This window comes from Eubacteriaceae bacterium Marseille-Q4139 (assembly GCA_018223415.1).
Taxonomy (GTDB): domain Bacteria; phylum Bacillota; class Clostridia; order Lachnospirales; family Lachnospiraceae; genus CABSIM01.
The window spans coordinates 2,220,660-2,233,954 of the sequence record JAGTTQ010000001.1 but is presented as its reverse complement, the minus strand read 5'-3'; the positions used below and the strand labels follow the sequence as shown (position 1 = coordinate 2,233,954).

General features: G+C 43.8%; 12 protein-coding genes. All 12 read right to left on the bottom strand.

Going from position 1 to position 13,295, the window contains the following annotated elements; translation table 11 throughout:
* Nucleotides 1–52: 52 nt before the first annotated feature.
* A complete protein-coding gene (locus KE531_10570; GenBank protein ID MBR9954046.1) occupies nucleotides 53–2,020 on the bottom strand; it encodes an AAA family ATPase in 1,968 nt (655 codons plus the stop codon).
* Nucleotides 2,014–2,169: a hypothetical protein gene (locus tag KE531_10565; GenBank protein MBR9954045.1), complete on the bottom strand. Its 156-nt coding sequence runs from the start codon at nucleotides 2,167–2,169 to the stop codon at nucleotides 2,014–2,016. The genes KE531_10570 and KE531_10565 overlap by 7 nt, the downstream gene beginning before the upstream one ends.
* On the bottom strand, nucleotides 2,150–4,324 hold the full coding sequence (locus KE531_10560; protein ID MBR9954044.1) for a DEAD/DEAH box helicase family protein: 2,175 nt from the start codon (nucleotides 4,322–4,324) through the stop codon (nucleotides 2,150–2,152). The genes KE531_10565 and KE531_10560 overlap by 20 nt, the downstream gene beginning before the upstream one ends.
* A 3-nt stretch (nucleotides 4,325–4,327) precedes the next feature.
* Entirely contained in the window at nucleotides 4,328–4,525 is a 198-nt protein-coding gene (locus KE531_10555) for a DUF3343 domain-containing protein (protein MBR9954043.1), read from the bottom strand.
* Complete coding sequence (locus KE531_10550) at nucleotides 4,525–5,646, bottom strand: aminotransferase class V-fold PLP-dependent enzyme (GenBank protein ID MBR9954042.1); 1,122 nt, start codon at nucleotides 5,644–5,646, stop codon at nucleotides 4,525–4,527. The genes KE531_10555 and KE531_10550 overlap by 1 nt, the downstream gene beginning before the upstream one ends.
* 10 nt (nucleotides 5,647–5,656) lie before the next feature.
* Complete coding sequence (locus tag KE531_10545) at nucleotides 5,657–7,336, bottom strand: phosphoadenosine phosphosulfate reductase family protein (protein ID MBR9954041.1); 1,680 nt, start codon at nucleotides 7,334–7,336, stop codon at nucleotides 5,657–5,659.
* 2 nt (nucleotides 7,337–7,338) lie between these two features.
* On the bottom strand, nucleotides 7,339–10,905 hold the full coding sequence (locus KE531_10540; GenBank protein ID MBR9954040.1) for a hypothetical protein: 3,567 nt from the start codon (nucleotides 10,903–10,905) through the stop codon (nucleotides 7,339–7,341).
* A 7-nt stretch (nucleotides 10,906–10,912) separates the two neighbouring features.
* Complete coding sequence (locus KE531_10535; protein ID MBR9954039.1) at nucleotides 10,913–11,794, bottom strand: DUF4007 family protein; 882 nt, start codon at nucleotides 11,792–11,794, stop codon at nucleotides 10,913–10,915.
* Between the two features lie 31 nt (nucleotides 11,795–11,825).
* Entirely contained in the window at nucleotides 11,826–12,017 is a 192-nt protein-coding gene (locus tag KE531_10530; protein MBR9954038.1) for a helix-turn-helix domain-containing protein, read from the bottom strand.
* Nucleotides 12,018–12,447: 430 nt separating this feature from the next.
* Complete coding sequence (locus tag KE531_10525; GenBank protein ID MBR9954037.1) at nucleotides 12,448–12,849, bottom strand: hypothetical protein; 402 nt, start codon at nucleotides 12,847–12,849, stop codon at nucleotides 12,448–12,450.
* Between the two features lie 93 nt (nucleotides 12,850–12,942).
* Entirely contained in the window at nucleotides 12,943–13,113 is a 171-nt protein-coding gene (locus KE531_10520; GenBank protein MBR9954036.1) for a hypothetical protein, read from the bottom strand.
* Nucleotides 13,059–13,295, bottom strand: coding sequence for a hypothetical protein (locus KE531_10515; GenBank protein ID MBR9954035.1), 237 nt, complete (start codon nucleotides 13,293–13,295; stop codon nucleotides 13,059–13,061). Before KE531_10515 ends, KE531_10520 begins: the two co-directional genes overlap by 55 nt.

Genomic DNA, 13,295 nt, shown 5'->3' with positions numbered 1-13,295 from the left:
GCTTTCCAGTATGTAGCGTGTTTCCCGCGAATTTGCATGTCTTTATCAAACATCAGCACTCACCTGCCTTAATATGGGTCATCGTATCAATTTCCCTGCCTGCCAAATCCCGATCCTTTTCAATAAAATACGTTTTTCCGACATATTCTGCCATAATGTCGGCGGCCGGCTGCCAGTCTTTTTCCATAACTGCCATAATCACCTGTTCCGCGGAAGCCGGAAGAATCCTGGAAATATTTCGGATATGGGTCTCATCCACATTGGAAAATGGAGCGTCCATCACTAACGGATAATACTGCGGCCCTATGTCTGCCCCGTCATCCCTGCCGGAAGTCAACGCTTCTTTTGCCAGATCGACAAGCCCCGAAACAAACGCAAAGCTTTTTACTGCTCTCAATCCATCCGATTCATCTGTTGTAACGTCAATATATTTCACACGATACTTTTCATCAATCGTAATTGCACGGGAACCATGGTACATGGAAGTGAAGTTGGCATTGACCTTCTCCTCCAATTTCGTTCTAACCGAATTTTCTCTCGACGTATAAGCCTCAGCCACCCAGTCATAGACAGCCTGTGCATAGTCGATATACGTCGCAATTCTAATATTCTTAGAGCTTGTCTTCTGAAATCCCTCCAGCTCTTTTTCATAGTTCTCGATTTCTTTTTTGCAGGCTCCAATGGCCTCAATCGTCTGATTCTTCTTAGAATCAAATTCTTCAACCTTGTTTTTGGCAGCCTGAAATGATTGATCGAGAAAGTTGACATCCTTTGCCCCCTTTAACCGGGCGTCTATTGCATCGCATTCATCCAATCGCAGTCCCAATTCTCTTTGATCTTTGCGAAAATCTAAAAAGCGGTTTTTCATGACCTCATAATATGTCTCTGATGAATCAATATATTCTAACGCCTGTTCCCGGTACCGCCTCACAAGCGCCCCTATCGACTCCGGCGGCTGCTTTCTCCTCTCCTTCAATAAATATTGTTCTGCGGCCGACCCTTTTGATATGTGTGTCCCACAAATACAAATCCCTCTTTTCAGGATATAATCAATCGCTGCCGACGTCATTTCCGGCACACTTTCCGTCTCATCACTGGATGAGTTCAACACTTCTGCTGCATGCTTTAAAAGCGGGAGACTAAAAAAGGCAAAGGAATTTCTGCTGAAACTGGAGACAAGTTCTTTTTTGTCTTTTTCAATCTGGGCTTTCAGTTCAAAGACAGTCGACTCCAACTGTTCACGGCGTTTTTGTTCCTCTGCCGTTTCCTGGTTTGCACGAAGCAAAGCTGCATATTTTTCTTTCTCTCCCCGGTAATATTCCAGTTGTTCCTCGATATTGCCCAGTTCCGCTTCCAATTCTTCCCGACGGCTGTTTACGTCATCCAGCTTCCGTTTTATTTCGGATGCATTCTGATCGCCTGAAAAGTCCATGCTTTTTTTGAATTTGCTGATTACCTGCTTTAAATGTGTCATGGCATTATAGAGCACATCAAGCCCCATCAACCCTTTCACGGAAGCCTCAATGTCGTCACGGCTGCTGATCGTCCCGACACGCTCGCCGCCAAAAAAGAAATACCCTGACAATGCCCTCGGAAGAATTCTCTCAATGTTTTCACCGAAATCACTTTCAATCACGGTTTTGGTCTGTCCATCCGGCTGCAGATACGCAATCATCGCAGACGAGCGGGATGCTCTCACCGCAGAACCTGTGCAGGTATAGATCTGCTCGCGGGAAATTTCATACTCCTTTCCATTGTGTTCGATAATGAGTGTCCCTGACACAGATTGTGTTTCATCAATCTGCATATTGTCGGCAACATTTTTGTTCAGTAGGTTTTTATCATCAAATTCGTTTTTATTGTAAAGGATCCATTCAAATGCCCGTACAAGGGTAGTTTTTCCAGATGTATTGACACCGATCAGAACCGTTACGTTTTTTTCCCTGTCCGTCGAAAACTCAATCGTCTGCTTTCCGATAAACTGTCTGAAATTCTTTAGCACCAGTTTCTTAATCAGCATTTCCCATCCACCACCCTTTCTATGAGCTTCCGGATACTTTCGACAATATCGTTTGTCGAACCGCTTTTCACAATATTTTCCTTTTCCGTCTTAATCACGCCGACTTTAATAATGTTCAGCTTCCGTTCATCAAGCTTCTGTTCTCCCATAAAACATATCCTCCCCTCCTATGGTATCCAATCCATACGTTTCAATCAGTTCCTTTATGATTTTATCTGAGTCGGATGGATTCTTTGATAGCTCGCCAAACTCCCGCATTCTGGCGATTTCTTTCTTAATCAGAGATAGATCCAGCTTGGCATTTTCACCCCCTCTATCTACATAATCAAGCGGGGTCGGCAGCGTTATAAAATCGTATATTGTTGCATATGGTTTGCTCGGCGCCAGCCGCAGAACTCTCCCCCGCCGCTGAATATATTCTTTGGGATTTGTACTGCTTGCAAGAATAAAGGCGGTTTTTATACTTGGAATATTCACGCCTTCATCCAGGCATTTGATTGCCACAATCACCTGATATGGATTGGCATCTGCAAATTGCCTCTTGATCTGCTCCCGTTCTAAAGCAGATTCGGCAGATGTGAAATGAGTAACCTTCATTCCCAATTCAAGCCCAAGCATCTTAGAAACGGAAACAATCTGGCGCTCACCTTCTTCATCTCTCTCGGAGGTATCCCTTAAAAAGTCAGACGATTGTGCCGTACCGCAGTACACAAGAATGTGGGAATCTTCTCTATAATTTTGCATCAGTTCTTTTAAAAGGGCAACTTTATTTGATGCGCCGGCTACAATGCGGGAACGCTCGATTAAAAGTTTCTTTCCCAATTCCGTTATTTCCAATGTGCCGGTGCTGTTTTTATGATACTGCCTGGAAATTTTTCTCGATATCTCTCGATATTGATCCAATTCTCCGCCTGTTAAATAGACTATTTTAGGATAATAGTAATATGGAGTCAATTTTCCCTCGCGGATTGCACGGTCAAGGGAATATTCAATACACTTATCTCCAAAATACTCGTACAGGGATTCTGTTCCTTCCGGATCCCCATGTCTGTCCAGGGTCGCCGACAGAGCTAAACGATATTCAAACTTTGGATTCAACATCTTCCTTAAATTTGGTGCACCAAAATTGTGCGCTTCATCAACAAGCAGCAGTGTATTTTTTCCAAGCTTTTCCAGTTGACCTTGAACATAAGATGAAGAATAAGTCGCATTTGTTGTAACGAAACAGAATACATCAATCACACCAAGCCTGAAATCCATAATATCATTTGAAAGACGGCGTTTCCAATCTCTCTGCTTCGAGCTTGAATATCCTATGGTTGGAAGCAGATTGAACAATTTAATATCCTCAACCCACTGTTCCACCAAATGCTGATACGGGCACACGATAATAACTGCCAGCTTTTTTCTGTCACGAAAAAGCCGAACAACCGCCCCCAAACCGGTAAAGGTTTTGCCTGTACCGGTAGCCATATCAAAGATACCCCGGTAGTTTTGATTCGCCCATCTGTCAATGGCAGTATTTTGATAATCATGCAAAACAACACCATTTGGCATCGCAGGAATTCCCGGAGCTGGCGCCAGAAGCTCATATGGCTCCTCTGTTTCCAGTTTGTCTAACTCCAGATGAAGCGTGTCCCTCTTGTATGAAATCAGCTTTTCTCTAAGGGCTGCCGGGAACTCCATCACTATGATATTTTTTTCGCGTCCAGCCCATAAAGAATCAAAATCATTCTCTATATCACACACCCGTCGCTGATCTTCCGCTACAAGAGAACTAAAAACTACGATGGATTCAAAATTATTGTAGAAAGCGTGATCCGTTTCGTTCATAGAACCAGTAAAAGCAATTCGGTTCCCTTCCGTATCATAAAACACACCTATTTTTTCATGATAGAGCCCTGCTGCTTTCTGAGGCATTGTAAGAGCAATTTTAATCTCTAAGCGATTTACTGCAATTAAAGAAGCAAGCCAGTTTAATCGTTCCCTGTCTGAGTCATTCTGCGGCTCATGAAATTCCCGAATCAAGGCGCTCTCTGCTATTTTACGCACATCATATCCTCGTTTCATTGCCAGGATATCCTCGTCTGACAGTAACGGCGATACAATAAATCGAATTTTGCCCCCATTGCGTATCAGCCCTGAAACTCCTTTGGATAATTCAAGCAAGGCCGTCGAAGAAAAAAATCCCGCAGCACGCTTATACAGCACAGATTCCTTCAAAACAGGGAGATAGAACTCCTTTACAATATGATTCTTATTGGTTTTATAGCCTCGTAATATAGCCAGCTCTCGATAACTCATTCATTACTCCACTCTTTTATATTCTTTCATTTTCAAAGCTTTTGCTGCACTGTCTGCGTCTTCTTTTTTAATTTTTATGCATACCCCGCAATAAGCGATGTCCTGGACAGGTGTGGGAACAATTTCTGTATCCACACCAGCATTTGAGAGAAGCTCCTCTGCCTCAAATACGTCATTTGTTCGGTAAAATACCAAAAACATTACCGGATCCCTCCTAATATCTGCAAAAATGTCTCAATTTCTTCCTCACTATTTTCATAATTCATGCTGACGCGCACAGCACCGCTCCTGACAGTTCCCAATGTGGTATGCGCCAGAACCGCACAATGGATTCCGCCCCTTACACAAATCTGATGTTTGTCCAAGATAGAAACGACATCACTCGATGGAACGCCTTTTACATTAAAACAAATGGTAGGGACTCTTTCTGCTTCCGGCTTATAGATCTGTACATTTTCAAGCCTTTTCATCCCTGCCAGAAGCATGTCTGTCAACTGACCTTCCTTTTCATTGATCCTTATCTGATTTTTTTGGATATACTCAATGGAGGTTTTCAGCGCCCAGATTGCCGGCATATTTAGCGTACCGGATTCATACGCTTCCGGGTAAATATCCGGGTTCACGTAAAACTCTCCGTGAATCCCCGTACCTCCTTGAATTAAAGGTCTAAAATGCAGAGGTTCCCTGGAGCACAAACCGCCGACTCCCGGCAGCGCCAGCAAATCTTTATGACCGGTAAATGCAAGGTAATCAATATCATCGCGGCTCATATCGGCCAGGCCCTTTCCGCCCCCTTGAGACGCATCGACAGCGACCTGGACTCCCCGCCTTTTGCATGCCGTCGCAAATTTGCTGTTAAATACAATCTGACCCGTCAAATTGCTCGCCAGTGTAACACACGCCAGTCTGGTATTTGGGCGTATATGAACATCCAATAGTTCTTCAGGCCTCTCAAAAACCGCTTCGGGAAGCACGGAATAGTCAATGAGCCCCTTTTCTTTCAGGGAATGAAGCGGTCTCAAAACAGCATTGTGCTCAAACGAACTGATCAGCACATGATCTCCTGGCTTCAATAATCCGCAGACCAGCAGGTTAATTGCCTCCGTAGAATTCTTTGTAAATACCACATTTGCAGCGGACGGGCAGCCAAAAAACCCGCACACGGCTTTGCGACTTTGATAAAGCATGCGTGAAGCCTGAATTCCCAGTGAATAACTGCCGCGTCCGGGACTTGTTCCAACCTCCGTCAGATAATAGGTAAAGGCATCTAAAACTTCTTGAGGTTTTTTCCTCGTTGTAGCCGCATTGTCAAAATAGATCATAATTCATCCCTCAGGAATCTATATTGTCATCCTCAACATTTTTCTTGCCTGCCAAAACCTGGCAGGTAATACAGCCATTATAAAATTTGGCAATACAGCGCGAACATTCGGCCAAATTCTGTCTGCATTTTGTCTCGTCTATCATGTACCTGGATTTTCCGATTGTGTTGATCGCGCCGTATGGACAAATGGAATCACATGCCGAACAGCGTATGCAGTACTGATATTTCCGCAGCTGGCATTTCAAACGGTTCACCATCAAGACAACATCTGTTCCTTTTTCCGGCAGCACCTTCAAAACAGGCGTTCCCCATGTGATTACAAAGTCTGCGGTCTTTTTCCTTGGACGAACCACATCACCGTTAGAGTTCAAAACAGCCTTTTCCGTAACTGTAATATAAGCCGCATCATCCTTATCAAAAACTTCCAGTTCGCCGAACGGTTTTAAAAACTCAAGGACGTCCCGCTGGATTTTTTTCTTGATAATGACGTTTCTTGCACGGTCAGATAAATTGCATGCAGTATCCGCAATCGTTACATTTTTCGTTTGCAGTCCGCTTGCTCCCTTTCGCGTTTTCCATTTGCCATTTTCAACATAGTCTTCGATATCCTGTTTTTGTGTCTTTTGGGCAAAGTCGGTGAGAACCCCTTTCCATTTCGCCGCTAGATCCGGAAAATAGATGTCTGTGAGCATCATAGACCAATCGGAATTATTGGGACAGCACCAGCAGCCCACGCGCTTATATCCCAAGCGATATGCATCGTTAAATTTAAGCCCCTTAAAAAGGATATAGAGCCAGACATCACAGTCCGACCATTCTATGATCGGCATCGCATTCACCTGAGAGCCAATTTTGGAATGTGTCTGCGTCCTTTCATAGTTTTTCCTCTCTCTGGATTCACTGTGGCGTATCCCCAAAAAAGTCAGGCTGTTTCCCGTTAAATTCTGATATTCCGTGTTCAGGCTTCCTGTTTTAAAGATGGTACAGCACCATCTCTCAAACTTGCTTGGGGGCCCGAAAACATTGCACAGCTTGAAAAAGTCATTTTCCGTTTCACTTGGAAGCATAGGGGTAAATGGATTCTCTTTGCGGAATTCATTCTCTATGTAGCGGTATGTACTTGGGAACTCCAACGTGGTATCGCCGAAAAAATGAACAATGGTTTCATCCTGAAGTGCATCACGGACGATTCGGCTCACAGCTGTGGAATCTTTGCCTCCGGAGAAAGACACGGTCGGGACAAACCGTGCTCCGCCTTGCTTTTCTTGACTTTTTAACTCCCCTACAATCGAACTGACATACTCTTCGGCTTCATAAAGGAGCTCTCTCAAATACTGTTCATTGGCCGCCAGCACGACCTCTTTTCTGGCTATTTCATCTTCACACTCAACATTTTCCCGAAGTTCTTTCGCAATCGGAATGTGTGCCTTCTGCCTATAAAACTCTATATAGGGAAGATGGATTCTCTTTCCGCCAACAAGATAATTGCTGTTTCCCAGATACCAAACTTCGTCGTCCACCACATCTTCCTTTAATATCATGGAGAGCAGTTTCCGTTCCTGCTTAAAAACCGGGTTGCATACGCCATTGACAGAGACAGCTTTGCAGTCAGCTCCGCAAATGGGACACTTTTTATTTTTTACTACCGGCACTTTGCACATCGGACACCAATTTACTGTATTTGCCATTCCTATTTCCCTTCAAGCAACTCTCCCAAAAGAGACAGCAGCACTTGGATTTTGTCGTTATATGTAAACGATATTCCCATGTTGCCAAATGTCGCATTGATCTTATTTTTTGCCATCATTCCCAGCTCTGAGAGCTCTGTCTGGTTAAAAATCATCGTTCGTTCAACTCCATCCGCACTGCATAACGTCATCCTCGTCTCTGTTTCCTCCAGTGTTTCACTTACCTGATAGGCATCCAGGCTGTTAACAACATCATGCAGACGAGCCTCGAATTCCTCAATATGCTTATCGCTCCAGTATGAAATCTCAATGCCGGTCAGATTCCTTGCCAGCGAATGAATGATGCTTTTGTCGCTGTCTTCCGCGGAAAGTCTGCTTACATATTCAAGGAAAGCGTTTGTATAGTAATCAAATGCTTTATATCTTTTTTCAGACCATACTTCCCCGTATTTTGCCCCTAAGCTTTCATACAAATTTAATGCTGTCAATGCCTGGATTTCACCGCATAAGATTTTTTTCAAATCTGCTTCCAGCTTTGTAAGTGCAGTCTCAAGCTCTCTGATACAGTTTTCAATCACCGGCGCCGCCATTTGATAATCCCCGGTCAGTTCCAGAGACGTTGTAAAGAAAAATTCCGAATAGCTTTGATGACTTTTTTCCATCATTTTCCGGAATGCCTTCGTCTGATCAGAAACATAACGCGACGTAGTTCTTGAAAACTTTGTAACGCTCTTATACTTCGCCAGCATCCCTTCATAAATCGCTTTCAATCGATTCTTTGGAATCATACTTTTGTCAATATTGGCGGAAAATATCTCCTCCAAGCTGTCAATAAAGTCCTTCTGTTCTCTGCTCCAATCAGCCACCGTAAAGCGGAAGTCATCCGGTCTCCGAATAACTTCCTCCAACAGTTCGGCAGAAAGTTCCTGCTCGGCGCCATGACTGCTGATAATCAGAGATTTTTTATATGGTTCCAGCATTTGAATCAATAAGAGGGATAAATATCCGTCGCGCAGCCCATACGGCGGTTTCTTTAATGTATCGTACAGCTCGCCAAACTCGACAGTCCCTCTCTGAGCGCGGACAAGATATTGAGTTATGACCTCCTGAATAATGCGCTGCGGCTCTGTCCCATCCGCCAGCCGGTTCCGTTCATTACAATTTTCAGCCCAGAGAAATCCATTTTTTACAAGCACAGAACGGACAGCAATATAATCCGGAGAAAGGTACGGCAGATCATAATAAGTCAAAGGATTTCCTCCATTGATGATGGCCCGAACTGCATTTTTCTTTGCAGAAGTAATCGTGCTGGTGATCGTATTTTTATTGATAAGTTCATTATTGACAATCAAAGTATGCGGAAAAGCCTGATACATCATGTCGCTCGCAAGCTCTGTCAGTTTATCAAAGGACTTGATATCCTCATGGATATTTCCATTGCATACAACATAGGAATCTGCGATTCTAAAACGAATCCATTCGTTGAGCAATGCCTCTATCATTGCATCCAGCTCGCGGATATTATAATCCAGCTCTTGTTCAAAGGTCGGATCTTTCTCCATAAATTTCAATTTTTGTGTTTCCAGATACCGGGCGGCAATATACCTTTTTCCTGTGCTTATCAGCTCCCCGCATTCCTGGTTCACCCAGAGAATACTCCTGTTCAGTTCCCGGGAATCCTCCCTCATCTGCTCGACTGATGTTTCCTCCCTGTCAAGTACCAGGAAAAGAACGCCATCATAATATTTGCCAAGCCTGCCCGGCAGCATTTTTTTTGAAATATCCTTCACTCCTGCATACACCGGGATAAATACACGCGAAATCTTATATTCCCGATTATATGCATTCGGATATAAGACAAAGCGGACAAAAGATTCATTGAATGTACGGATGACCGCGTCTTCGCTCACACGGATGCTCTCTTCATCAATCATAGATTCCACATCAAAGATACTGGCATCAAAAAAATCATATCTTTGATACGCCTTAGAATACTTCAGGATTTTTCTGTCGCACAGTTCATCCAAAGCATTCTCAACGACAGCTGCGGGGCAGTCAATCACGCTGGAAATTGTTTTTTTATCTGCCGCCAAAGCACCGAAATCCTGTATAATCCCAATCACGGCAATCACTTTCAGAATCTTCACGCTTGGTGCATCATCGTAAAGATTCGCATGCATTTTTGCCAGGGCCGCAAGCAGATTTTTGTACCACTCGTAAGCTTCATCACTTTGCACCGCTTTAATGCTCGGCTCAAAATAATCAAAAATCTCATCAATTCCTACAAAGTGGAATTCATCAAGCTCATGCCTGATCAGGAAACGGTAAAGGCTTTTCTCATCTTTGCTTGACAAATAGGTAAAAAAAGTACGATCATTCTGGGCGACCTTTTTTGCCAGACGGTCCAATGCCAAAAGAGAAATTGGGTGCAGAGGGAATCCGCTTTCAAACGAATTTTCTGTTGACGTATTAACAAAAAATTCTTTAAAGTCCATGGCTTCTTCATCCATCCGAGCCAGTTCCGCCTGAAATCGGGTCTTAAAAATTTTCCAGACAGCCTCATTCTTAATCAAGACGCTGCGAACGAGAGAAAGGCACTGATCCTGTCTGCTGTTAATCGAATTGGCCTTATATCTTCCTTCAACCTTTTTCCACTCTGCTGCCAGGTTTTTGCTGTATCTCTGTGTGTACTGACTGATTTCCCTGTGGGAAACCAGAATAATGTGATTGTTTCCCTCACAGTGATCGCAGTATTCGGCTAAATCCTGGACAGATTTCACCTTGATTCTCTTTATATTATCTTCAATATACCTTCCAAATTCATCAAAAATAAATACGATGCCGCTGAATCGGTCACGGATGGTCTGATTGGCCAGTTCCAGGGTTTCTGCTAAATTAGAAACCTCGTAGACGTATTTGACCCCAAAAGTCATCCCCTCAAACAGCCTGTTAAATTTCTCCTCTGCCTGCGGATGAACCCCTGCCAAGGCAGTTTCCAAATCAGCAAGATTTATATTCTCATTTTCGCAGACCTCGTTGAGACGTCTGAAAGACTCTTCATTTCCCTTCCACTGTTCAAGAAGTGTTTGCGCCTGATGATAAAATGTTTTAAAACTAATTTTAATTCCCAGAAGGTCAAACTTTTTCTTTAAGGAAAAATAAATACAACGATCAAAATCCTCAAAATCAAAAACAATCGGTACAATTAAAAGAGGTTTTCTATTCGTATCCTGAACATAAGCCTCTATATCATTTGCCAGGCCTTGATCATGTTCACGGATTCTGCTTATAAAGGTCCGATATGCAGCCCCATCCGTAAAAGTCTTACCCAGAAGCTGTCCAAGTACAGTCAAAAAATGAGACTTTCCGGTTCCGTAAGAGCCATATAAAATACGGGCATGATTATTGGATTTTGAGCGGGACATATCTGTAAAATATTCTCTTAAAAGCTTCACTGCCGTCCCGTTTGGAATGAAACGCATGAGCTTCGTATCCGTCTCGAGGTCAAACTGGACATTTGCAGAATACGTGTATTCCCCAGCCTGCTTAATCAATTCAGTATATGACATGTGTCGTCTACCTTCCTATCATTTGATAGTAGATGTTCAGCATATTTGAAACATCCATACTATCCAGTTCAATATAGCGGCTCCCAAAATTATTGACCAGTTTCAACATCTGGTCATTGTCCAGCCGCTGCAATATTTCAATCAGTGCAGAAGAACTCAAATTCATGTATTTTCCCACCTGGCCAGGCTCTTCCATGAGCTGATCCAGGCTGATTTGCCTATTACTTTGTAAATATTCAGAGTTATCTAAAAGGACACAAATTAGGAAAATACGTGCCGGAATTTCTCTGGAAGACGTTTTATGCCTCTCAAATCTCCCATTTCCGCTGTATTCGATAAGCTTTAGCGGTGCAAAAAACGGAACCATGTTCTCCTCTATCACCTGGCTCACTGAAAATTTCTGTTCGCTTACATATGTATTTTTAAAACAGTCAAATTCTTTTTCAACCGCTTTTCGCACATAGGAAGCTCCCTCCCTCTGAAGATACACATAAAACGCATCCGTAAACTCTTCTTTTGTAAACGAAGACCGATCAAATATATTAAATGCCCACGCCCACGCCGTTGCCTCGTCAAAGCTTCTGGCGACATTGCGGTGCAGCAGCCAAAGCGTCCCCCGATCTGAGCAATACAGATCATTCTGTGCAATAACATTTGCCAGCGGGGTCAGCGTATGATAGATTCCCTGCTGGTCTTTTCCTTCACTTGCTATTCCTAATACAGTGGCCCAATAGCGCATGGCTTTAATCATGACACGCCCAACACCAATTGTATCCACTGCATACAATTCATTATTAGGAGAAAAAATATGAGGCTCTCTTAATGCATCCATGATCTTTGTCGGCCAGCCATTCCTGATGTAAAACGATCCGTGCTTGCTAATCTGCATAATTCTGCTCCCTGTTTATTTTTCCTGTGGATTATTTCGATTTCTGAACATATTTTCCACTTTTAATTCGTGCATCTTTTGGTTTTTCAGCATCTATCGGGACAATCCAGGAGTGCCCCACAAGATTCGCCCCTGGTATCCTGCCTTCCTTACAGAGTGTTTGAATCCTGCGAGGGCAGATCCCCCACTTTTCAGAAACATCTTTGACCGATATATAATCCATATTTCACCTTCCAAAACTTGCTGGCATTCCGCCTCAAGTAATATGAAACCAGTTTTTATTATACTCTTTTAAACGAATAAAATCAATCGGAAAGGTTCCTTACGCCGGTATTAGAGCCTCACCATACAAATTCCCTATTTTTTCTGTACAATGCGACAAAAGCTAAATCTATATTGCTGAAAAGAGTTTTAGCCTTCTCTCTTTATATTCGCCAATGATAATGATATTCCAGCCAAAAATCGGACAGACGAAACAGTCGGGCAGACAGCCTGCGCCCTCTCATTTTTGATTTTGGGTCGATTTGTTTCAAGATTTGTTTCAGAATAAACAGTTTGATTTGTTTTTGGATAATACAGAATTCTTTTGACAAGGAGAGGCCGATACCTCTCCCGTTTTCTCTTTTGTTATGGCCGGATTTCGGGAATCCATCTTACTGTTCGAAGTCGGCCAGATGAAATTTTTCAAGCATTTTCTCCAGATACTCCGGCTCCCTTTTGAACCTTGAAATATCCGGGTGCAAGCCGGCTTCCTCCATCTTTTCTAAAAGTTCCAGGATCCGTTTCTCTCCCAGCTTTTTTCCTTCTTTCTTCCCTTCCTCTCTGCCTTCTTCTTTCCCTTCCTTCCGCTCTTCTCCAAGCATTTCCGCAAACAGCATATAACGCTCCTCCATTCTGCGGCTCTTCTTAAGCCCTGCGATTCTCTCCTGGATTCTGGAAATCAGCGGGTCATCCTGGAAGTTCCCGACCCCAGCGCCATCTCCCACATAACGCAGGAACTGCACCAGTTCCGGCGGCACCTCGTCCTCTCTCGATCCGGCTGTATTTAAAAACACCCGACAGGCGCCGTCCTCCAGGCTTCCACCGCTCTCCAAGCACTGGGCCCGAAATATGTAGCGGAACCGCCCCTGGCCGAATGGATCGAAGGTTCAGAGGAAAATAATGAAGCTATCCGGCAGCGCGTCAAAGCTATCTCCCGGCTTTAAAGCTCCCACGTCCATATGAGCCTGATATAACCGGCTCCGTTTCGGAAGATCCCCGCGGTTCACCGTCTGCATCTCCACGTCAAAGACCGTCCCCGCCCCGTCGTCAGCAAACACATCCAGCCGCACCCTCGGTAATCCGAGTTAAACAGAAACGTATTCTCGCTCTGCACGCGCACGGCACGGATCGGTATCTCCAGGTTCCTCTCCAGCAGCATACGGCAGAGTTCCTCGTCCGCCATGGCCGCCGCAAACAAAAACGCATCTTTAAATTCCAGATCCTTAAACTTTTTTCTCAT